27 protein-coding genes are annotated in these 22,187 nt (G+C 52.5%); 20 read left to right on the top strand and 7 right to left on the bottom strand.

Features of this window, described 5'->3' with window-relative positions:
- Positions 1–70: 70 nt before the first annotated feature.
- Entirely contained in the window at positions 71–799 is a 729-nt protein-coding gene (locus tag RAL90_RS06755) for a transglutaminase-like cysteine peptidase (protein WP_306253752.1), read from the bottom strand.
- 313 nt (positions 800–1,112) lie between these two features.
- Positions 1,113–1,235, bottom strand: a complete 123-nt coding sequence (locus RAL90_RS06760; RefSeq protein WP_306253753.1) for a hypothetical protein — start codon at positions 1,233–1,235, stop codon at positions 1,113–1,115.
- A gap of 426 nt (positions 1,236–1,661) precedes the next feature.
- Here RAL90_RS06760 and RAL90_RS06765 point away from each other — a divergent pair, with 426 nt between their 5' ends.
- A complete protein-coding gene (locus tag RAL90_RS06765) occupies positions 1,662–1,994 on the top strand; it encodes a DUF736 family protein (RefSeq protein ID WP_306253308.1) in 333 nt (110 codons plus the stop codon).
- A 46-nt stretch (positions 1,995–2,040) separates the two neighbouring features.
- Here RAL90_RS06765 and RAL90_RS06770 read toward each other — a convergent pair whose 3' ends face one another.
- On the bottom strand, positions 2,041–2,514 hold the full coding sequence (locus RAL90_RS06770; protein WP_306253309.1) for a helix-turn-helix transcriptional regulator: 474 nt from the start codon (positions 2,512–2,514) through the stop codon (positions 2,041–2,043).
- A 395-nt stretch (positions 2,515–2,909) separates the two neighbouring features.
- Between RAL90_RS06770 and RAL90_RS06775 the strand changes: the two genes are divergently transcribed.
- The 17 genes from RAL90_RS06775 to RAL90_RS06855 all read left to right on the top strand — a co-directional run bounded on the left by RAL90_RS06775 (position 2,910) and on the right by RAL90_RS06855 (position 17,430).
- A complete protein-coding gene (locus RAL90_RS06775) occupies positions 2,910–3,140 on the top strand; it encodes a helix-turn-helix domain-containing protein (RefSeq protein WP_306253310.1) in 231 nt (76 codons plus the stop codon).
- The gene (locus RAL90_RS06780) at positions 3,137–3,643 is read left to right on the top strand and encodes a S26 family signal peptidase (RefSeq protein ID WP_306253754.1); all 507 of its coding nucleotides are present in this window, start codon (positions 3,137–3,139) and stop codon (positions 3,641–3,643) included. Before RAL90_RS06775 ends, RAL90_RS06780 begins: the two co-directional genes overlap by 4 nt.
- Positions 3,644–4,092: 449 nt before the next feature.
- Positions 4,093–5,367, top strand: coding sequence for a DUF3363 domain-containing protein (locus tag RAL90_RS06785; protein ID WP_306253755.1), 1,275 nt, complete (start codon positions 4,093–4,095; stop codon positions 5,365–5,367).
- Between the two features lie 187 nt (positions 5,368–5,554).
- On the top strand, positions 5,555–7,471 hold the full coding sequence (gene traG, locus RAL90_RS06790) for an IncP-type conjugal transfer protein TraG (protein ID WP_306253756.1): 1,917 nt from the start codon (positions 5,555–5,557) through the stop codon (positions 7,469–7,471).
- A complete protein-coding gene (locus RAL90_RS06795; protein WP_306253757.1) occupies positions 7,464–7,946 on the top strand; it encodes a hypothetical protein in 483 nt (160 codons plus the stop codon). Before traG ends, RAL90_RS06795 begins: the two co-directional genes overlap by 8 nt.
- Positions 7,943–8,920 (top strand): P-type conjugative transfer ATPase TrbB, encoded by a 978-nt coding sequence (gene trbB, locus RAL90_RS06800; RefSeq protein ID WP_306253758.1) that lies wholly within the window; start codon positions 7,943–7,945, stop codon positions 8,918–8,920. The genes RAL90_RS06795 and trbB overlap by 4 nt, the downstream gene beginning before the upstream one ends.
- A complete protein-coding gene (locus RAL90_RS06805) occupies positions 8,917–9,219 on the top strand; it encodes a TrbC/VirB2 family protein (RefSeq protein ID WP_306253759.1) in 303 nt (100 codons plus the stop codon). The genes trbB and RAL90_RS06805 overlap by 4 nt, the downstream gene beginning before the upstream one ends.
- Positions 9,219–9,479, top strand: a complete 261-nt coding sequence (locus tag RAL90_RS06810; RefSeq protein ID WP_306253760.1) for a VirB3 family type IV secretion system protein — start codon at positions 9,219–9,221, stop codon at positions 9,477–9,479. The genes RAL90_RS06805 and RAL90_RS06810 overlap by 1 nt, the downstream gene beginning before the upstream one ends.
- The gene (trbE, locus tag RAL90_RS06815; RefSeq protein WP_306253761.1) at positions 9,473–11,908 is read left to right on the top strand and encodes a conjugal transfer protein TrbE; all 2,436 of its coding nucleotides are present in this window, start codon (positions 9,473–9,475) and stop codon (positions 11,906–11,908) included. The genes RAL90_RS06810 and trbE overlap by 7 nt, the downstream gene beginning before the upstream one ends.
- Entirely contained in the window at positions 11,896–12,606 is a 711-nt protein-coding gene (gene trbJ, locus RAL90_RS06820) for a P-type conjugative transfer protein TrbJ (RefSeq protein ID WP_306253762.1), read from the top strand. The genes trbE and trbJ overlap by 13 nt, the downstream gene beginning before the upstream one ends.
- Positions 12,606–13,931 (top strand): P-type conjugative transfer protein TrbL, encoded by a 1,326-nt coding sequence (gene trbL, locus RAL90_RS06825; protein ID WP_306253763.1) that lies wholly within the window; start codon positions 12,606–12,608, stop codon positions 13,929–13,931. Before trbJ ends, trbL begins: the two co-directional genes overlap by 1 nt.
- Positions 13,932–13,934: 3 nt before the next feature.
- A complete protein-coding gene (trbF, locus tag RAL90_RS06830; RefSeq protein ID WP_306253764.1) occupies positions 13,935–14,633 on the top strand; it encodes a conjugal transfer protein TrbF in 699 nt (232 codons plus the stop codon).
- Positions 14,630–15,550, top strand: a complete 921-nt coding sequence (gene trbG, locus RAL90_RS06835; RefSeq protein ID WP_306253765.1) for a P-type conjugative transfer protein TrbG — start codon at positions 14,630–14,632, stop codon at positions 15,548–15,550. Before trbF ends, trbG begins: the two co-directional genes overlap by 4 nt.
- Entirely contained in the window at positions 15,547–16,602 is a 1,056-nt protein-coding gene (locus RAL90_RS06840) for a TrbI/VirB10 family protein (RefSeq protein ID WP_306253766.1), read from the top strand. Before trbG ends, RAL90_RS06840 begins: the two co-directional genes overlap by 4 nt.
- Positions 16,602–16,847: a DUF2274 domain-containing protein gene (locus RAL90_RS06845; protein ID WP_306253767.1), complete on the top strand. Its 246-nt coding sequence runs from the start codon at positions 16,602–16,604 to the stop codon at positions 16,845–16,847. The genes RAL90_RS06840 and RAL90_RS06845 overlap by 1 nt, the downstream gene beginning before the upstream one ends.
- 3 nt (positions 16,848–16,850) lie before the next feature.
- Positions 16,851–17,159, top strand: a complete 309-nt coding sequence (locus RAL90_RS06850) for a DUF736 domain-containing protein (protein WP_306253768.1) — start codon at positions 16,851–16,853, stop codon at positions 17,157–17,159.
- A 37-nt stretch (positions 17,160–17,196) separates the two neighbouring features.
- Entirely contained in the window at positions 17,197–17,430 is a 234-nt protein-coding gene (locus RAL90_RS06855) for a helix-turn-helix domain-containing protein (protein WP_306253769.1), read from the top strand.
- Here RAL90_RS06855 and RAL90_RS06860 read toward each other — a convergent pair.
- From RAL90_RS06860 to RAL90_RS06875, 4 genes are all read right to left on the bottom strand, one after another.
- Entirely contained in the window at positions 17,427–18,026 is a 600-nt protein-coding gene (locus RAL90_RS06860) for an RES family NAD+ phosphorylase (RefSeq protein ID WP_306253770.1), read from the bottom strand. The two genes, RAL90_RS06855 and RAL90_RS06860, sit on opposite strands and share 4 nt — an antisense overlap.
- A 1-nt stretch (position 18,027) precedes the next feature.
- Positions 18,028–18,753: a helix-turn-helix domain-containing protein gene (locus tag RAL90_RS06865; protein WP_306253771.1), complete on the bottom strand. Its 726-nt coding sequence runs from the start codon at positions 18,751–18,753 to the stop codon at positions 18,028–18,030.
- A 101-nt stretch (positions 18,754–18,854) separates the two neighbouring features.
- Positions 18,855–19,118, bottom strand: a complete 264-nt coding sequence (locus RAL90_RS06870) for a hypothetical protein (RefSeq protein ID WP_306253772.1) — start codon at positions 19,116–19,118, stop codon at positions 18,855–18,857.
- 9 nt (positions 19,119–19,127) lie between these two features.
- Positions 19,128–20,198, bottom strand: coding sequence for a site-specific integrase (locus RAL90_RS06875; RefSeq protein WP_306253773.1), 1,071 nt, complete (start codon positions 20,196–20,198; stop codon positions 19,128–19,130).
- Positions 20,199–20,362: 164 nt separating this feature from the next.
- On the opposite strand from RAL90_RS06875, the gene dusA reads away from it, so the two are divergent.
- Together dusA and RAL90_RS06885 are read left to right on the top strand one after the other, a co-directional pair.
- On the top strand, positions 20,363–21,319 hold the full coding sequence (gene dusA, locus RAL90_RS06880) for a tRNA dihydrouridine(20/20a) synthase DusA (protein WP_372340442.1): 957 nt from the start codon (positions 20,363–20,365) through the stop codon (positions 21,317–21,319).
- Positions 21,316–22,158 carry a sulfite exporter TauE/SafE family protein gene (locus tag RAL90_RS06885; RefSeq protein WP_306253775.1) on the top strand — a complete coding sequence of 281 codons (843 nt, stop codon included), beginning with the start codon at positions 21,316–21,318 and terminating at the stop codon, positions 22,156–22,158. The genes dusA and RAL90_RS06885 overlap by 4 nt, the downstream gene beginning before the upstream one ends.
- The last annotated feature ends 29 nt before the right edge of the window (positions 22,159–22,187 follow it).

Here is a 22,187-nt window from a genome sequence, read left to right on the forward strand (position 1 = left end):
TGGTTTTGCTCCAAAGACTTTTCACTCTCTTATTCTAAAAGCAAGCGATAGCACGGCACAACAAAGTATATCAAATTGACACTTTTGCGGCGGGGCTCATCTGTAAGGGCACCTTGAACCAGTTTTCGAGCGAGCGACCATATTGGCGCGACACCCATTGATACGGCGTTTCGTTCCAGGGGGTGAGGGTCTGATTGAGATTATCCAGGACATAATCACCTTCTGGCAGTGCGATAACCAGCACAGAATGTAGTCCTGCCGTCCGCGAGAGCGCAGTAGCCAAATACATGGCATTGGTCGGGACACCCGCCTCGAGCAGCTTTTGGCGTTTTTCCAAAGCATAATCTTCGCAGTCACCAAAACGACTAGCGCCGGTCGATAAGGGCAGGGCCCATTTCTCCTGGACGCCGTAATTATCCATGTCAGTCCTTGGGCGCAGAGAGCGATTTATCGACCGATTGATGTCTATAACTATTTGTACGTCACCCCGAAATACGTCTCGATCAGATTCCACCCTTTTTAATTTGGCCCTTGCTTTTGAGGGATTGATAACAGGTGGCCATGCAGAACCGGCGATATTGATCGGCAAGTTTTGAGGTGTCAAAAAATTCACCTTTAGCCCGGAGTTTTTGAGCAAATTCTTGTCCCAAGAGACTGCACTTTCATCGTCACCAAGTGACGAATTGCTAAATTCTTCAATGGCGCCAGTATATCCGATATCCAGTAGCGGGCGGGCACCCGCAAAGTTTTCGAGCGCAGGATTTGTTTTCTCTTTCGCGAGGTTACGATCACGGTCCATTCTGGCACAGATATGCTGTTCAAACTTGCAAAACTCCTGCAGCCCGGCGGGTACTATAGTCTTTATACCAACTGGCATTGGTTGCGAGGGGGCTAGAGGGCTACTTGGCTGCAGCGAAGTGGCACAGCCTGGAGCCAAAAACAAAATAACCAATAGCCCAAATACTGCAGGTGAGCCAAACCTGGAAAAACTAAACTTAAACACGACACCACACCGATAAATTGAATAAGCTCAATCTATCGCAGAAAGGTTATAAAACGGTTCGTGTGCGGTGCACTATGGTTAATGTGGGGTAGCTTTGTCAGGGCAAATTTTAGATACCAGCGAGGGCGTTGCCGCCAGGATGGGTGCCGCGCTGGTTTACCTTTCCGGCCCGCCAGTATTTGCCCGAACGCGCCTTGGCACTGGCAGGTCGCCGCAGCAGGATATCCGACATAACGGAGTAAGCACATTGCTGACTATCGGGCCTTTGCGCTGGAAGGTCCGGCAGAAGGTGTGCGCGATGGGCGATTATGGATGGTGCACCGAACAGTCAGGTCCTGATCTCTTTTGACAAGTCCGGCGCTTGCGCTTTCCCATCTCGGTTTGATGGAAACGGACCAGACCATCCAGGCCAGAAATACCCATAGGACCTGCCACGGGCTGGCATCAGGCAAAACCGGCAATCTCAAAAATTTTCCCCGTCCGCCTGTCGGCAGGACTTCCTCGCGCACCAAAATTTGTGAGACTGCCGGTCCTTCACTGGCGTTCCGGCCTCTGAGTTTTTTGCGGATGTGAGGTTTGCCATGCTGCCAGCCCGTGGCGGCGGTCCGGTGTCAGGCCGGGAGATGGTCTTCCGGCTCCATCAAAAGGAGATAAAAAGATGGCACAAGCACTCGGATATGTAAAATCACAGGAAACCGGCGGTTTTGAAGGCACGCTTGCCATGCTGACCCTCAAAACACGGATCAGTATCGTGCCCAACCAGACCAAAGCCACCGAGCGGCAACCCGACTTCCGAATTTACGCAGGGACCGGGGCTGGCGAAATCGGCGGTGGCTGGAAGCGCACGGGCAAAAATTCGGGCCGGGAATATATATCCCTGACCTTTGCCCATCCGGCCCTTGGTCCGTCAAAACTCTATGCAAATCTCGCCCCGGCTTCCGGTCAGGATGAGGAAGAGGTACTGGCAATCTTGTGGAATCCGCAGGATTGAGCGTCATCCCCTTTTTAGTACCCCGCCTCATTTTGAGGCGGGGTATTTATGAGTTTATTATTTCATCATACTTATTATTTTTTCGACGACGGGGGGACAATCTTGCGTCAAACAAAGCGAGTATGAGGCTGGAGGCCACATGAAAATCCTCATCTTCCAAATCAGATATCGTCTCGCCATAGATATGATAACTACTGGTCAAAATCGTTTCAAAGAAACGTCCGGGGTCGAGTGCCAGGATACAACGCCACCATACGGGGTCATTTTTCAGTTCGCACAAGGCGAGCGTCACAGGATGAAAACCATATAATCTGCAAAACAGCGTCGCCAGTTCAACTGTCATTCTGGACTGGCCCGTCTCATATCGTGATATTTGAGATACACCGAAATGACGGACGTTTTGTAATTGTAGCAAAGTTGATACGTCAGATTGCGCGATGCCCCGGGTCTGACGCATCAGCCTGATGATCTCTCCAGAATGAGAATTATCTCTGGTGATTTTGGTCGATGGAGCTTTCATTGGTGCCGGTTGTCCTAAGGATATGAACTGACATGTCATTGCTTCTCATTTAACCATCACGAGATAATTCCCTTGATTTTGCCGAAAAACCTGCCAAACAGGATCAAAATCTATACTCAACTACCTCGATATAATCGGTTTTTTGATTAAAAATATTTGTATTATATGCAAATACTGGGCCATTTCGATTTCAGGCAAGGCTTAGGATAATCACTCTCATTCCGCAGCCACATCATCGAATGGCTCAAATCAGGCGATTCAGCCGGTTGCATATTTTGCAAGTATTCAACATACAGCATAGATAATCTCAGACATGTAACATTGATTTTTTACGGTCAAATGCCGCAACATGCGGGTGCTCCCCATAGTTAAGGAGCTCATTGTCTGAGTAAAATATGCCGGAGAAAAGTGATCATCATAGCAGATTTCCTGCCAGTCCGTATCTGCTCGTTCAGGAAGCGGCAGACTATCTGCGATTATCCGTGACCACAATGAAACGTATGCGCATAGATGGTACAGGGCCAATCTATCGAAAGCATATGGGGCACGTTGTGTATCACATTAATGACCTGGAGAAATGGTCTGAAGGTCATATGTACACATCAACTGGCGGAGCCGGTATATGAAGAAAAGATGCGCGATACTATCCTCATCTTGCCTTGTTATCGTGGCTTTGTGTGCCGTTCAGGTCTCGCATATCCCACCGATGTTCATCTGGAATCATACAAAAAGTATAGAGCGCGGGCTCTATATCTATGCCGGATATCGGGTGCAAAGAGGTGTGATCGTTGCCGTTTCCGTCCCCCCGGAACATCGTAAACAACTCAGTGAAGGGGGATTTTTGCCGGAAAATGTCCCCTTGATGAAATATGTTGCAGCCGTTTCGGGGGATCAAACTTGCAGACTTAAAGAGGAAATCTTTATCCGAACAGACCCTGCCGCTATCGCGCTGTCAATGGATTCAATGGGGCGTCAGTTACCTGTTTGGCAGGGGTGCCAGCTTCTTGATAGAGACGAAATCTTTCTATTAGGAGCGCATCCACACTCATTCGACAGTCGGTATTTTGGCTCTGTGCATATGGATTCTGTGATCGGAACTTATCGATTGATGTGGAGAGCCAGGTCATGATCGACTTTTCAAAATCGAAAACATCACTCCCAAATATGAAGCAGACCGAAGGGCAAGATAAAAGCTACGGCGTCGTTGACGCCGTAATGTCCTGTCTGCACGTCTTTTTTTCGACGTCATTCACTAAAGGATGACGTCGTGTTTGAGATAACCCATTTAACCCCTTCAATAAAGTTGGGGCCGTACTGATCATGGCCGGTGATGAATTCACGCCGCGGTCCGGCAGGATCAGACAAGCTGGGTCGAGACCGGCGCGGCGCTTTACAAAATTACTTCTGGCAAGAGTGGAGCGAGGGGGCGGATCCCGGCGATTGCGGCGCAGGGGGAAGCAATTTACCGGGGCGCGAACAGGCCGCGGTTTTGGTGCACGTCACAAGGGTAGCGGTCTCGATCGTCGGCGCGTCATAGTCAAAATCCGTCTGGTAACTTTCGGAAAAGGGATAACCCGGTTGTCATCGATCTCCGCCGCACGGGCGCATCTTTCCTATCTGCGACGTGAAAGCGCTGTCGAACATCCCAAAGAAGTGGAACTTGATGTTGGGTCCGAGGTAAGTTCCAGTGAGGCGCCTTTCGAGGATCGCGGGAAGTTTTACAATGGTGACGATGACAAACTGAACGGGCAGGCGTTCCTGGAGAAAAGCGCGGATGACAGACATCAATTTCGGATCATCGTTTCTCCCGAGGACGGCGGCGAACTTAAATCGCTCAAGGACTACACAAGGGGTCTCATGCGGGCGGTGGAGCAGGATCTTGATACAAGACTCGACTGGATAGCCGTCAATCATTTCAATACCGGCCATCCGCACACCCATATTGTTCTGCGTGGCAAAGACGACCGGGGGAAGGATCTGATCATTGCCCGGGATTATATCCGGAATGGATTCCGGCAACAAGCAGAGCAGGTTCTGACTCTTGAACTTGGGCCCCGACCAACGAGGCAAATTGCGGCAGGCCTCAAAGCAGAAATCAGCCAGGAACGCCTGACCAGTCTCGATCGTGATCTGCTGGGACTAAGTATTGCTGGAGAGGTGATTTTACCCGAGGCGCGGTCCGCCTATGACAGATTCCGGGCACATTTACGGATCGCCCGATTGCAGCAGTTGCAAAAGATGGGGCTGGCACGCTCCCTTGGGCAGAAGAAATGGCGCTTGTCGGAAGGGTTGCGGGACACCCTGACTAAGATGGGCGAGCGCGGCGACATCATCCGCACCATGCAACGCGCATATTCTGCGCAAGTCAACCGACATATTTTTGCCCCGTTCGATCCCGCACAGCGGCCCGTCAGCGGAAAACTTCTGGCAGCTGGTTTGCGCGATGACGGTGGTGATGGAAAATATCTGATCCTGGAAGGAGATGACGGACGACACTGGTATGCGGTGGTGCCGGTTGATCAACCCTTGCCTGTCCGAGGCGGTAAGGTAGAGCTGTCTGCAAAGACTGGAAGCCCGAAACCAAGTGACCTGACCATAGATCGGATCGCGCGTCGCTACGGTGGTATCTATTCCGCTTCAAACCATGTGAATGCAGATGGGCCTCAGTCCGATGCATTTCTGTTGGCCCACAAACGGCGCCTTGAAGCCCTGCGCCGCAAAAACATCGTTTCGAGAAAATCCGACGGCAGCTGGACTATCCCGGGTGATTATTTGCGACGCGTAGCGCGGCTGGAAGGGAAGGGCATCTCCGTGAATATTCCGGGACGAACGCTTCCCTTACCACCACGCTAAGTGAACCAGTCAGAGCCCCGCGGGGGGGCACAAAAGGGTCCAGAGGGGGTCTGCCAGGTTCTTTGAGGGTCCATGGAGAGCAGGCGGGACCAGAAAGGGTCAGAAAAGACCCTAGTCAACTTCGAACTTCCTGAACAATCATGCGTGCAGAAATGCAGACCATGCGTTAGACAGGAGGCAGACGATCATGACACCAACCAAAATCCTCTTTGGTCAATTAACGATCTCAGGATTTCTGGCCTTTGTCATGATCTGGGTCGCCACACAATGGACTGCCGATCAATTTGGGTATTCTAGCCAGTTAGGGGCCCCCTGGTTCTATTTCAATCAGTCACCGTTCTATCGGCCCTTCGACCTGTTTGTCTGGTGGCTAAGCTTTGAAAGCGCTGCGCCCATCGTCTTTCTCACAGCGGGCGTTATTGCAGCATCGGGTGGATTGATGGGTATTGCCGCCGCAATAGCGGGGTCAGTCTTGCGGGCACGTCAGCCCCGGCAGGTTACGACTTACGGATCGGCTGATTGGGCGAGTGACCGCGATATTCGCCAGTCAGGCTTGTTAGGGTCCACCGGCGTGATACTTGGCAAGTGGCAAAACCATTATCTGCGTCATGAAGGGCAGGAACATGTGCTGGCCTTTGCGCCCACCCGTTCCGGGAAAGGGGTTGGATTGGTGATCCCGACGCTTCTTTCCTGGACCGGCAGTACGATTGTTCACGACATCAAGGGGGAAAACTGGGACGTCACAGCGGGGTGGCGATCAAAATTCTCCCGTTGTTTGCGTTTTGACCCCGCTGATCCGGTTTCTGCAAAATTCAATCCGCTCCTGGAAATCCGTAAAGGCATCCATGAACTGCAGGACACACAGAACATTGTGGATATGCTGATTGACCCGCAAGGGTCGAAAGAAGACCGCAATCATTGGGACAAAACCGCCGCTGATCTATTGACAGCTTCCATCCTGCACGTTCTTTATGCGGAATCCGACAAGACGTTGCGCGGTGTTGCGAAATTCTTGTCGGACCCGAGCCGCACCGCAGAGGAGATGCTGGAGGTCATGCGTATCTCGGTGCATTCGGGAGGTCGTCCACACCTTGTCATTGCTCAGGCTGCACGGCAGGCCCAGAACATGTCGCCTAATGAATTCTCCGGCGTCCTGTCGACGGCATTGTCCTGTTTAAGTCTTTATCGCGATCCGATCATCGGGGAGGTGACGTCGGAATCTGATTTCCGGATTGCGGACCTGATCTCTACCGAACATCCGGTATCTTTGTATCTGGTCGTCTCCCCAGCTGATTTGTCACGGACCCGCCCCTTGATCCGATTGATGGTCAATCAGATGTTGCGGCGCTTAACGGAATGTCACGCGGCAGAACGGTCTCATCATCTCCTCTTGATGCTGGACGAGTTTCCGGCATTGGGTCGTCTTGATTTCTTTGAGGCGGCGCTCAGTTTTATCGGAGGGTATGGCATCAAGGCCTTTCTTGTTGCACAGTCTCTCACGCAGATCGAAAAAGCCTATGGTAGCCAGAACGCGATCGTTGATAACTGCCATATACGGATCACCTTTGCGGCGAACAATGAACAAACCGCAAAACGTATTTCCGATGCCCTGGGAACGACGACTGAGCAACGCCACCAGCGCAATTTTGCCGGCCACCGGTTAGCCCCCTGGCTCAGCCATATGATGGTTTCGTCCCAGGAAACCCAGCGTCATCTGTTGACCCCGGGCGAGATCATGCAATTGCCTGCGGATGATGCGGTTATTCTGCTGGGTGGGCAGAAGCCGATCCGTGCGAAGAAACTGAAGTTTTTTGACGATCGCAATTTTATTGGCCGGCAATTTCCGCCACCTGTTACTGCTGTTTCCCTTGGAAACGAACAGGCAAAACGATCCGACTGGGCTACGGCAAAATCGCATACTGCTCCAAAACAACGGCAACCAGAGTTGGAGCTGATACCGCAGGAGCCCTGTCACCCGTCGCAATCGTCCGAGGCAGTTCAGCAACACGAGCCAGAGGGCGACGAAAGAAATGTTGAGAGATTCAGATTTCTAAGCCGGGTCGATGAAGAGTTGCTGCCAGATCTGGGAGGCAGTCTTGACTGAACGGCCTCATAAATCCCGCTTCACATTACGGTTGACTGACAAGACGGCAACGCTTCTCGATCATGCAGCAGGCGTACAATATGGTTCTCGCTCTGATATTGCAGACAAGGCGATCCGGCTTTATCTGCAACCGGATGGTAGCGACCGATTGTCAATTATGGAGCGGCGGCTGGACGCGATCAACAAGACAAGCCGCCGCCTCGCGGACGACCAGCTGGTGGCAACTGAAACGCTGGGACTTTTCATCCAGTTTTTCATGACGATAACCCCGTCAATGCCGCGACATGATCAGGATGCCGCCAAAGCCATCGGGCTGAAACGCTACGATCATTTCTTAAGTGAGCTCGCCAAGCGTTTGCGCAGTGATGTTTCTTTAGCGGACCTGGTGTTCGAGCAGGAGGAGGCGATGACGGACCTTCTTGCGGGTCTGGATTTCGGGTCAGAACCTCAAAACAGAGAGACGGTGCCGGTATGACTTCCGAGACGAGACATCTTGCCATGCTGGAGACGGCGTTTGGACCGGTCATTCTGGCAGCAATCCGAGCCGCTGATACGGTTGAGATCACAGTGAATCCCGACGGAAAGCTCTGGGTTGAGAAAGAGGGTGGCTACCGTGAGGTGGTCGCAGACCTTGCACGCGCCCATTGCGACCGCATCATCAGATTGGTAGCAAGTCACGTAGGAAGCGAATGCGCGGCACACGCACCCATTGTCAGCGCTGAGTTACCGGGCGGTGGTGAACGGTTTGAAGGCTTGCTACCGCCAACAGTGTCCGCTCCCTGTTTTTCAATCCGAAAACCTGCATCTCGCGTTTTTGCCCTCAATGAATATGTGGAGGCAGGAACGATTAGTCCGATGCAGGAGTTAATCCTGAGCCATGCAATCGAATCCCGGGAAAATATCGTCATTGCCGGGGGCACCGGGTCTGGCAAAACAACCTTCGCAAATGCCTTGCTGCAGGAAATCTCCAAAAAGTCTGACCGGCTGGTGTTGATCGAAGATACGCGGGAACTGCAATGCGCCGCGGAAGATCATGCTGCGCTACGGACAATACCGAGCATTGTCAGTATGCGCGATCTTGTCCGGTCCGCACTGCGTCTCCGTCCCGACCGGATTATCATTGGTGAGGTGAGGGGGGCAGAAGCATTGGACTTGTTGAAAGCCTGGAATACAGGGCATCCAGGCGGCGTTACCACCCTTCATGCCAATTCGGCGGATGCCGCTTTGGTGCGCCTTGAACAATTATGCGGAGAGGCGGTGAGTAGCGTGCCGCGGTCCCTGATCGTTGAAGCTGTTGACCTGATTGTCTTCCTGAAAAGGACACCGGACGGTCGCAAAGTCACAGAACTAAAGCGCGTCACCGGGCTCACCTCCCTCGAAACCTTCATGACAGAAGATGTAACCGCGCCAGCTCTTACCCTTGTTGAACCGCAGGAGATAAACCCATGATCCGCATAGCTACAATTAGCATCATCCTTCTCACATTACTAATCGCTCCTGCCCATGCATCAGGGTCAGGCATGCCATGGGAAGGACCGTTGCAGTCGATACTCGATTCGATCGAGGGACCGGTTGCCCGCGTTATCGCTGTTATCATAATTGTGATCACAGGCCTCACCATGGCCTTTGGCGATATGTCGGGTGGGGCGCGGCGCATGATCCAAATTGTCTTTGGCCTCTCGATTGCCTTTGCCGCGACCAGTTTCTTTCTCACATTTTTCTCGTTTGGTGGAGGAGCGTTGATCTGATGGACCTGCCAGAAGGATATATCGTACCAGTTTATCGCTCGTTGTCAGAGCCGGTATTGATTGCCGGTGCACCACGAGCAGTGACCATCCTTAATGGGACCCTTGCTGCCAGTTTGGGTCTCGGCCTGCAACTGTGGCTGCTGGGCCTCATTTACTGGTTTGCAAGCCAAGGCATCGCTGTCTGGATGACCAAACGCGATCCGCAGTTTTTCGAGACAGCCACACGGCATATTAAACATAAGGGGTTTCTCTCATGTTGAGTCTTGCCGAGTATCAACAGCGTCCGAAATTCCTGTCCGACTATCTGCCTTGGGGTTTCCTGGTTGCGCCCGGCATTGTCCTCAATAAGGATGGAAGTTTTCAGCGAACGATCGCATACCGGGGACCAGATCTTGCAAGTGCAACGCCTGATGAACTCGTTGCCGTCACGGCACGGATCAATAATGTCTTACGGCGTTTCGGTTCAGGCTGGTCGCTTTACTTCGAGGCAGCCCGTATTCCCAGCCAACGCTATCCCAAGTCTCAATTCGATCATCGGCTAGCATGGCTCATCGATGAAGAGCGAAAGAATGATTTCGAGGGAAATGACCGTTTTTTTGAAAGCCAGTTTTTCCTGACGTTTCAGTATCTGCCTCCGGAGGACAAAACCAGCAGATTTGATAGCATGATGTTTGATCGGTCGGCGGATTCTAAGTCCAGCGGGTGGCGCGAAGTTTTACAAAAATTCGAGCAAGAAGTCGGACAGGCGGTTGATCTTTTAGCGACCACATTACCTGCGATCAGCCTATTTGATGATCGTGAGACACTTTCATACCTGCACAACTGCATATCCTCCAAACGACAGAGGGTGAAGGTTCCGGACTGTCCCGCCCATCTCGATTGCCTGTTGGCAGACGAGCATCTGATATGCGGTCTGGAGCCGAAGTTGGGCGATACTCATATGCGGATATTGAGTGTTCTGGGACTACCGGGCGCAAGTGAACCAGGCCTGCTCGATCAATTAAACACATTGGCGTTTCCCTGTCGCTGGATGACACGGTTTATTGCACTTGATAAACGCGATGCGCAGGTGGCGCTTGAAAAAGCCCGTCGTCACTGGTTCGCCAAACGCAAATCAGTCATGTCATTGCTGCGTGAAGCCGTTTTTCAGGAACCCACTCAACTTCTCGATATCGATGCTGAAAACAAGGCCGCCGATGCAGATATGGCACTACAGGACCTTGGGGCAGATGCTGTCGCGTTCGGATATTTATCAACAACCATCGTGGTCAGCCACACCGATCCATCGGTTGCGGAGAAACGAGTTCAGAAAGTAGCTGAAATCCTAAATGGCCGGGGGTTTGTGACGATCCAAGAGACGGTAAATGCCGTCGATGCCTGGCTCGGATCACTCCCGGGACAGCCTTATGCGAATGTGCGCCAGCCACTAATTCATACGCTAAATCTTGCACATTTTTCACCACTGTCGGCGGTGTGGGCAGGCCCCGGCGAAAACAGCCATCTTGATGGCCCGCCTTTGCTCCACGCCGCGACGGAAGGGGCGACGCCGTTCCGGCTGGTGACACATCAGGGCGATGTTGGACATACGATGGTGGTTGGTCCCACTGGTGCAGGAAAATCAGTTCTCTTAAGCCTGATGGCCGCTCAGTTTCTGCGATATAAAAAGGCGCAAGTTATATATTTTGATAAAGGTGCATCGGCCAGAGCGATGATCCTGGGGCTTGGAGGGACGTGGCTTGATTTTGCTGAAAAAGAACAAATCGCTCTGCAACCATTTAAGTATATTGATCAGCATGACAACATAAGCTGGGCCCAGGAATGGCTGATCTCGATCCTTACAGCCGAGGGCATTGAACTCTCTCCGGATCAAAAAGAGCGTCTCTGGACGGCGCTCCAGAGCCTCGCTGAGGCACCTGAAAATGAGCGTACGATTACCGGACTGTCTCTGCTGGTGCAGGATCACGAGATCAAGGCGGCCCTGCAACCCTTCACCATTGCCGGGGCCTTTGGCGCGGTCATCGACAGTGATCAGGAAAATCTGTCTCTGTCGCGTGTTACCGGATTTGAAATGGACCAGCTCATGGAGACGAAACGCCTCGTGAAGCCGGTTCTTGATCTTCTGTTCCACCGCCTTGAACAGGACTTTGATGGATCGCCCGCATTACTGATCCTTGATGAGGCCTGGCTCTTTCTTGATCACCCTGAATTCTCAGCAAAAATACGCGAATGGCTGAAAACCCTCCGTAAAATGAATGTTTCGGTCATCTTTGCCACGCAATCTCTGGCAGATATAGCCACCAGTGGCATTGCACCAGCCTTAATTGAATCTTGTCCGTCACGGATCTTTCTGCCCAACCCGGCTGCACTCGAAGAGATCTCCCGCGAAACTTATGAACGCTTCGGTCTCAATCGCCGTCAAATCGAGATCATCGCCAGTGCCACGCCGAAGCGCGACTATTATTTTCAGTCGCGGGCTGGGAATAGGTTGTTTGATCTGGCCCTTGGTGATGTGGCGCTTGCTTTCAGCGGTGCCTCAACAGCATCGGATCAACAAGAGATTGATACAGTGCTTGCGCGAAACGGCACCGACAATTTTGCCCAAAATTGGCTCGCGCATAAGGGCCTTCCGTGGGCCGCAGACCTCATTGCCGAATCCAGCCCAAAGGAGGAAATTCAATGCGTAAGCTGATGATGATCATATGTCTGGGCTCGCTAATTGGCCAACCCGCTCTGGCGCAGTTTGGTAACGGGATTGTGTTTGACCCGACCAATTACAGGCAGAACCTGATCACCGCTATCCGTAATGTGGAACAGGTGAACAATCAGATCGCGCAGCTGGAAAATGATGTGCGGATGATCGCCAATCAGGATGAAGACCTGGCAAGCCTCGTTTTTTCAGCGGGGAGCGATATCGATCAGAAACTGCAGCAGATTGAAATGTTGATCCGACAGGCAAATTCCATCGCTAAGTCCGTCGGTGAAATGGAGGTTCTATATCATGATCTATATCCGGACGACTATGAGGCCATCGGTCGTGAAGCAACGATCCAGGCGACACGGGAGCAATGGCGGGTCACCAGGGCTGCCTTCTACGATACGCTGATCATACAGGCGCAAGTAGCGCAGTCCGTGAATGCCGACCGCGCTGTTTTGGACCGGTTGATTGCTGAAAGTCAGGCAGCCCAAGGCAATCTACAAGTGACCCAGGCCGGAAATCAGCTGGTCGCCCTGCAAACCCAGCAGATGATGCAACACCAACTTTTGATGGCAAGCCAATATCGCGCTGAAGCATTGGAGCGTGCCCGCACGGTTGAAGCTGAAGAAATCGCCCGGGCGCGGTTTTCGCGTTTTGTCGGTGACGGCGTCGCTTATGCCGGAGACAAGTGATGGACGATCTCGGTGTCATAGATCAGTTTACGTCTGTTTTCTCAACCTATATCGATTCCGGATTCGGTTTGTTGTCTGCAGATGTGGCGTTCCTGACGACAGTGCTCATCACCATCGATATTGTCCTTGCGGGATTATTCTGGTCCATGAACGGGGAGGCCAATGTCCTCGGACAGTTCGTGAAGAAAGTCCTCTATGTGGGGACGTTTGCCTTCATCCTGAACAATTTCCAGTTTCTGGCGACGGTCATTTTCGACTCTTTTGCTGAACTGGGATTGAAAGCGACGGGCACGACCATTACCGCAGCTGATTTGTTGAAACCTGGCTTTGTTGCCAATACCGGCTTTGAGGCAGCAACACCTCTGCTTGATGAAGCAAATGCCCTGGCGGGCTTCCCGGATATTTTTGCCAATGCGGTGACGATCTTTATCATCATGCTCGCGTGGTTGATCGTCCTGCTCGCGTTCTTCATTCTGGCGATCCAGCTCTTTGTGACCATCATCGAGTTCAAACTGACCACGCTGGCAGGCTTCGTGCTCGTGCCGTTTGCTCTGTGGAACAAGACAGCGTTCCTGGCAGAAAAGGTTCTTGGCAATGTGATTGCCTCCGGCATTAAGTTGATGGTCCTGGCCTTGATAGTCGGCATTGGCTCGACGATTTTTTCATCTGTCACTTCTGCATTTACACCCGGGGCCGTCACTCTGCAGCAGGCAGCCGCAACCATTCTGGCGTCATTGTCCTTGCTGGCTCTTGGCATTTTCGGGCCTGGTATCGCCACTGGTCTTGTGTCCGGTGCGCCGCAATTAGGCGCTGGGGCGGCAGTAGGAACGGCGCTCGGCGCCGGTGCAGGTGCTGCGGCAGGCGGCGCCCTTGGATTCATGGGCGCGCGTATGGCAGTCGCAGGTGGTCACAGTGCGATACGGGCAGGGGCCTCTCTCGCGGGCGGTGCTGGCACAGCTTACTCGCTTGGCAGTGCCGGTCAGACCGGAGCCGCTGCCATGGTGGCGGGAACAAAATCAACGCTAGCGGCAGGGGCTTCCAGCGCGGGTGCAGGCCTCAAAGCCATGGCCGGTCGAGCAATGGGGGAGCCCGGAGAAGCCTTTCGTAACGGTTCGACTGCCGCTTTTGCTGACACTGGCGGCAAGGTCAACGGACGTCCCCAGTCAATCAATAGCTCAAACACCACTGCGCCGAATTGGGCAAGCTCCCTGCGGCGTGAGCAATCCATGCGCGATGCCAGTCTTGCCACGACGCAAACTGTCGCCATGGGCGATCGACCCGGTGGCGGTGAAGGACCACGGCTTGGTCAGGAAGAAAGGATCTAATCCATGAAATTCAAACGTCCCCAAAACCACTATGGCGAAAGTGCTGTTCCGGAAACACCCTATCAGAAAGCAGGACAAGTCTGGGATGAGCGTCTTGGCTCCGCGCGCGTTCAGGCGCGAAACTGGCGTCTCGCGGCCTTTGGCTTGCTTTTGCTGGCAGGCGGGCTTGCAATAGCAGTGGTCTGGCAAGGCAGCCGCTCCATCGTGACACCATATGTTGTTGAGGTCAGTGAACACGGGACAGCCCGTGCAATCGGACCGGCCATGGACGCCTATAGTCCGACGGATGCCCAGATCGCCTGGCACCTTGCTGAATTTATCAAACTTGTACGCGCCGTGTCGATCGATCCGGTGGTGGTGCGGGAGAACTGGCTTCAGGCCTATGACTACACCACGGATAGAGGTGCTGCGACGCTCAACGAATATGCCAGAGAGAACGATCCGTTTGCTGAAGTGGGTGAGCGCAGTGTCAGCGTCGAAATCATCAGTGTCGTACGCTCAAGCGGTGACACTTTCGATATTCGCTGGCAGGAAACAAGTTTCCGTCAAGGCCGGATCGAGAAAACCGAGCGATATACGGCAAGCCTCACAACCGTCCTCACGCCGCCACGCAATGTCGACACGCTGCGGCGTAATCCCTTGGGTATTTATGTGCACGGCCTCGACTGGTCCAAAGACTTCGAGCCGGGAGGGGCATCATGAGAAACTCGATTCCAATCTTGCTGTTTGCGTTCTTGGCCGCTTGCGAAACAAACAGCGTTACGACGGTCGCTGATCAGATGACAAAAGACCCGATTGTCATTGAAATGCCAGGTTACCTGTTGCCTTCGACGACGGTGGTTCAGTCTTACGATCCTCATGAAGTTCGTCATGAGCGCGATGACCGCGCGCGGCCCTGGGAGCGTATTGAGCGGGCAAATACTGCTGCAAAAATTGAACCGGGATTAGAGAATTATGTGAATGCGGTACAGGTCTACCCGTTTACACCGGGTGCGCTCTACCAGCTCTATACGGCACCGGGACAAGTGTCGGTTGTCTCCCTCGAGCGCGGCGAGGGTCTTATATCCGTGTCTGCAGGCGATACCGTAAACTGGATTGTGGGTGATACGTCCAGTGGCAGTGGCAGTGCAGCACAGGTGCAGATATTAGTGAAACCGGTGCGCTCAGGTCTTGCCACCAACCTTGTCATCACGACCTCAAAGCGGACCTATCTCGTCGAAATGAGAAGTTTCCGGGAGACTTATATGGCCGCGCTTTCCTGGGCGTACCCGGCTGAAGCTGTAATGGTCGCGGAAGTGGATCCAGTTGCCAACACAATGACGCTCGATCCGGCGACGTTGAACTTCGCCTGTCAGATCTCCGGACCATCACCACGGTGGCGACCGACTCGTGTCTTTGATGACGGGCGCAAGACCTATGTCGAGTTTCCGGACGATGTGGATACATCCGAGACACCGCCTCTTTTTTTGATTGGCAGTGCAGATGTCCCGGAACTCGTCAATTATCGCGTACTCGGAAAATACTATGTCGTGGACCGTCTGTTTGATCATGCACAGCTACGGCTCGGAACCGAGTATCAGACAATTGTAGCGATTGACCGTGTCGAGGAGGGCGCATGACAAACGCTCAATCATTTGTGTTGCGGACGAAGCCGCAACCCGTCACCCGGCTTAGCAAACGGGCGATTATCGTTATCACTGGCGTGGTTATGTTGATTGTTGTGCTAGCGCTGATGGTTACCATCAGCCCACCCTCTGCCCGAGAAACCCCTTCAATAAGGGAACTCTACAATGTGGAGATCAAACCTGTCAGTGACCGGTTGAATAAACTCCCCGCGACGTACCAGGATCACGCGCCACAAGTCGCCTGGCAATCTGTACCTGAATTGCAGCCGGTGATGCCCCCAACGCCGTCGCAGGTAACCGAAATGTCACCAAAATCTTCACCAATGCTGACGGAGCGGCGTTACGTGTCGTCACCATCAACAGCAAGCGATGCCCACACTTCTGCGCTGTTCTTTGCGAGATCCAACCGTCAAGGCCCGATGGATGCGGAGCAAATGATTGCAGACGCACTGGCTGATGTGAGTACAAAAGGAAAGATAGCTGGCCTAGCTGTCAGGGCCGGTACCTTGATCCCGGCCAGCTTGTTGACCGGCATAAATTCTGATCTACCGGGTCCTGCCATCGCGCAAATCACCCAACACATATATGATACTGACACGGGCCAACATTTACTGATCCCCCAAGGCGCTCGCCTGATCGGTATCTATGACAGCTCAGTCGATTTCGGTCAAAAGCGGGTCTTCATCTCATGGACACGGATCATCAATCCCGACGGGTCGTCGATTGATCTTGATAATCTAGGCGCTGCCGATCTCTCGGGATATGCGGGTCTGACTGACCGGGTCGATAATCACACTGGCGAATTGGTAGGTGCTGGTATTTTGTCGACATTGCTCGGCGTTGGAGCAGAGTTAAGCATCGACGATAATGACGATGATGTTGCAAGAGCGTTGCGCGAAGGACTTCAGGGGACGGCCAATAACGCCGGTCAGCGGTTGGTGCGCCGGCAACTGAATATCAAACCCACACTGACGGTGCGTCCGGGTTGGGCGTTTCAGGTCATCGTGACCGAAGATTTGTCCCTCGCACCTTATGGAGGTAGCTGATGCCCATCAAACTGAAACAACTCCCTGACCGGGAATTGAAACGGCTGACCATCAGTGTCTCGCCTGATGTGTTCTCAGACCTGGAAGATTACGCTGCGATTTATCAGGAGACATATGGAAAGTCAGAACAAGCGACCGCTCTGATCCCGTCGATTCTGGAAGCATTTCTGGCGAGTGATACCGGGTTCAAGCGTGCACAAAAAAAACGACAGTCTGAAAATTCAATAACCACAGTAAAGGAGTAAGCCATGGCAACCATCGGCACATTCAGTAAAACAGACAATGGATACACAGGCACGATCCGAACCATGACGATCAATGTCAAGTCGACATTTGTTCCAAACGAGAAAAACGGCAACGACAAGGCGCCAGATTTCAGGATTTATGCGGGCGGTGCAGAACTAGGTGCTGCGTGGCGGGCGTTTGCAAAGGGTGACAACGATAACCAGTATCTGAGTGTCGAATTGGACGATCCGAGTTTTGACAAGCCAATTCGTGCTGCTTTCTTTGAGAAGGCAGAAGAGGGGAAAGGGGTTCTCGTCTGGAGCCGGAATTAATCCACTAATTCTCTGATTTTTGTAAGGAGTAATGAAAATGAGTGCGGATGATATATTGATCGAGGCAACAGCGGATAAACCGCTTACCAATGAGCAGGCAGCAAACTATCTTGGAATGAAGGCATCAACCCTCAATAGATGGCGTTGTTCTGGAGTTGGGCCGCGTTTTTTGAAGGTAGGTCGTCTTATCAAGTACCGGAAGTCTGATCTCGATGCGTACCTGCAGGGCCGTGTGTTTCAATCGACAGCTGAGTGCGCATCCAAACTCTAGGCTTTGCCTCGCCATTTGAATGTACGGATATTCATTTTTTTGAGTGCAGGGCGGGTGAGCGGGTTGCTTGCAAGTGATAACTGATGTGGAGAGTGTAGTTTCGTTGTTACCGCTCTGTCGAAGACACTGATACAAGGTTGATCGTCCAGCCGCGAGCGGTACAAAAATCCGTCGACTTCTGGCATTTGCTGATAGACTTCCAAAGCAAATGCTTGTGACTTCTGGTAATCTTTAGCGTGACGAATGTCCGACGGTACACCAACTTTATGTGCACCGCCATCTGTCAGATCGAGTAGCAGGATTTCTTCTATCGTGACGATGACAGCGCTCGCATGATTGCGCAGTGTGTGTTCGGCGATACGTCGCTGCTTCTTCTGATCATACCGGTCTCGGATCAAACTCTCACGCAACGCCGTCTCAAAATTGGGCGTTGCGTAGAGAACTTTGAATTCTTCACTTGGAGCCGCAAAACGACTGTAGCCGAAACCCATGCCAAGGGGACGCTTGATGTGTCGCTTGGGCATAATGCGCCAGATGCCGGCAGAAGATACCGGCCTGTGTAACTGATCGAGCTTCTGGTAGGTACTCGTGCCCACCCTATAGAAAGTCACTGCCGTAGGACTTGGCAAGACCAATCACAAGATGAGCCTTCTTCTGGAATAGAAGATCAAGCGGACGCACCAACTCTTTGCCAAACTGTTGTTCGGTTACCAGGAAATGCCAGGCATCTTCTGGATCATCAAAATGCGCAGACACCTCCTGTAATGCGGGGGCTAAGCGGCCACGGCGGATTTGTGCGACAGGAATGCGCCACCCACGTTTGGCACCTTGTATGCCGATCAGTTTGCCAGACTTGATCCAGTCGATTGCGGTTGGACGAGTGATGTTCAGTTTTTTAGCTGCTTCCGTCGTTGAATAAACGGCGTAAAATTCATCATCGTCACTAACTACTTCTGGGTTTGCGCTGAATGGTTGTCGGGCTTCTGCAGCGGATAGAGATTCAATTTCGATAACCTCCCCAAGTTGAAAGCCTTTGTTGCGCTCAGGAGAAGGAATTTTCGCTGCTTCCCGGATCGCTTCTTTCATGATCCGATCAAAGGCGACCGGATTGAGGGTTGCTCGTTCTAGTGTTTCAGAGGCGAGGTCATCAAATGCGTCGGTCGCAAACCGGAGTGCTTTGGCGACTTCTAGAGGTGCCTTGTGGCCCGCAGTCGTTAAAGCTTCCGCTGCTGCAGTCTCAATATATTCATGCGCAGTGGTGACCGCTCGGTTACTTTTGCGGCGGTATTGCGGAAATGCGGGCTTCTTTAGGGTCTCAGACATCGGGTCACTCTAACTTGATGTTTCGTTAAGTTAGTAAATAATATAAATATTGTCAAGTTCGTAAATGTAAATTTGGCCAGAACTGACGGTTGATATCCAGGTTACCGTGTGGCGCACGGATCAACCGTAATAAAGCCAATGCCGTGCAGATCCCTCATATGGACAAACGCATCGACAGCGCGGATCGGATTATCTTCATCAATGAAATCATCCAGATGCGATGGAATCAAAACACCCTGACCATGCTCTGCGCCTTCAAATACCGCTTGATCAAAGCCTCCTGCATCAACTGCTGGAATGATGAAATGATGTCGTGTCTTCACACAGCTTCGGCCAATTCCTACCAAAATTACAATCTGTGACACTACCGAAATTCATGGTGCCGAGTATTTATTTTTATTCGCAAGCGCTACAATGGAATCAGCGGTTAAGTGGGTGTACCGCTTCAGCATTTTCCAGTCTTTATGGCCGGTGACGAGAGCAACTTGTTGAATTTGCAGGCCAGCTTCGAAAAGTCGGCTTGTCGCTTCGTGTCGTAGGTCATGAAAATGCAAATCCTCAATACTCAGCACACGGCATCCGCGTCTGAAAGCAGCACCTACTGACTTAGAGTCGTATGGAAATATTCGACCTCGATTACCGGTTTGTTTCTTTTGTTCCCGAATCACCGCCATTGCATCGAAGCCGGTTAAATTGACAAGAGGGACATACTGATTGTTTCCCACTTTTTTGCGCGGGTCTTTTCTGTCACGGACAAGTGCCGTACATTTTCTCTCATCCAAGTCAGCCCACTTAATTGTACAAATCTCGGATTGCCTCATTGCTGTTGCGACAGCAAATTGAATAATGCGGTCCATGGGTATGACTTGTCTCTCATTAGATGAGAAAAACGCTATTAGATCGGTCAGTTCCTTATCGGTTGGGCGCCTGTCACGTTCTCCGGACCGGCCTATAAGACCTAGGAGGTTAAGTGCAGCGCGCCCAAGTTGAATTTGCTCAACTGAAACGTCCGCGCCGTGAACGGCGGAAGCATGAAGCGCAATAGTTTTCAAATACGATATGTCCATACCGATGGTCACGGCTCCGGCGCCTTCTTTGGCCCGTTCTCTTCCAAACTTGATGATGCGTTCGCGGTCCAGTTTGTCGATTCGAACGTTACCCAAATCCGTTCTCAACTTCTTGAGTGAAAATCTCTTTGAGCGGCGGAGCGGTTTGCCAAGTTGGGTCATATCGGCAATATGGGTGTCGATGAGGTCCGCCACTGTGACAATATTTTCTTTCGGCCTGACTCGCGAGACCAGTTCTCCGCGGTCGATCTTGCATTCCATTTGGAGTGCCCACTCATCAGCGTCATGTCTGCGTCGAAAAGTCTCCGCGATATACTGGCCTTTTCGTCGAACCTGCACTCGCCATGTGCCGGAGGGGCTTTTGATGATCGTGGCCATCTTTTTTCTTCCATTTTGTGTGCACTATGTGTGCACAGAGAGGTCAAAACAGGTACAATTTGGTCAAATTTGGTGCACACATAGTGCACACGTTCCCTGTTTATCCCATTGATACTATTGGAAAAATGCAATTAAATCAATCACATAGATTTTCCGTGGCGCCTATGATCGACTGGACGGATCGTCATTGCCGCTTTTTCCATCGGCAGCTGACTAAGCGTGCCCGGCTTTATACAGAAATGATTGTTGCTGAAGCGATCCTTCGTGGGGACCGGGAATATCTCCTCGGTTTTGACACTTGCGAGCATCCGGTGGCGATACAGCTTGGTGGCAGTGACCCGGCCAGACTGGCGGAAGCGGCGGGGATCGCCGAAAGCTACGGCTATGACGAGATCAACCTCAATGTGGGCTGCCCGTCAGACAAAGTGCAGTCCGGCACTTTCGGTGCCTGTCTGATGCGCGATCCTGCGCTTGTGGCTGAGTGTGTTGCTGCCATGCGCGCGGCTGTCTCTGTTCCTGTAACAGTCAAATGCCGTCTCGGGGTTGATGATCAGGATCCGGAAGAGAGCCTGTTCACCTTCGTGCGGCGCGTTGCAGAGACTGGCTGCGATACGTTTATCGTTCATGCGCGCAAAGCCTGGTTGCAGGGGTTGAGTCCGAAAGAGAACCGCACCATTCCGCCTCTGGATTATGAGATCGTAGCTCGGTTGAAGCAGGAAAATCCGGCCCTGCAGATTATCCTGAATGGCGGCATCACAAGCCTTGATCAGGCTGGAGAACATCTTGGCCGATTTGACGGCGTAATGCTCGGGCGGGCCGCCTATGAAAACCCTTATCTCCTGGCGGATGTTGATCGGGTGTTTTTTGGAGGGAATACGGCGCAACCAGACAGGCGATCCGTGGTTGAGGCGATGATTGCATACAGCACCGATCATCTGGAAGAGGGTGGCAAAGTGAACATGGTGACCCGTCACATGATCGGTCTGTTTCATGGCCAGCCTGGCGCGAAAACCTGGCGTCAGCATCTGACAGTGGAAAGCTGCAAGTCTGACGCAGATGCTGGTTTATTGCGTGATGCGCTCAACCGGCTGCCTGCCGCTGCTTTTGAAGTGGCTGCATGATGGAAGCCTTGTTGACGCCGGAAATGCTGGTTCTACTGGGTCTTTTGCTGGGTGTTGGACTGTTTGCCGGGTTCATTGGCGGCCTTTTCGGTATTGGTGGTGGAATTGTCATTGTACCAGCACTTTACGCGGTCTTCGGCGTACTGGAGGTACCGGATGCAATCCGTATCAAGATTGCGGTCGGCACGTCTCTGGCGACAATTATCATTACGTCCTGGCGTTCTGTTTCGACCCATCATCGCCATGGAGCCGTGGATGTCAGTCTGCTGAAAAGCTGGGCGCCATGGATTATATTTGGCGCTATATCAGGTGCCTTACTGGCGAGAGTATTACAGGCTGATGTGCTGACATTGATCTTCGCAACAGGTGCCATGGCTGTCGCTATTCGCAAGGGCCTCTTTGACCGCCAAAAGCCGCAGGTCGGGGATGATCTCGCCCCTGTACCTGGCGGCGGTTTTAGAGCAAGTCTCGGTGGCTCAATCGGTCTTCTGTCCAGTTTGATGGGTATCGGCGGCGGCGTCATGGGGGTGGTCGTGTTGACGGCTTTTGGGCGCACCATTCATCAGGCGATTGCCACGGCAGCCGGTTTCGGCCTTGCCATCGCGATACCCGGGACCATCGGTTTTATCATTGTTGGTTGGGGACAGCAGGGACTGCCCCCTTGGTCGCTGGGTTTTGTTTCGGTGCCCGCTTTTCTGTCGATCGCCAGCATGACGACCATCACAGCCCCGATTGGCGCCAATATTGCGCATCAACTTGACGATACATGGCTCAACCGTGTGTTCGCGATCTATCTGGCGCTGACCGCAAGCCTGCTGATTTATGATGTGCTGTTCTGATTTGAGGAAGGCGAGAATTTCGGATACGG

The sequence above is a fragment of the Parvularcula sp. IMCC14364 genome, assembly GCF_030758415.1.
Lineage (GTDB): Bacteria > Pseudomonadota > Alphaproteobacteria > Caulobacterales > Parvularculaceae > Aquisalinus.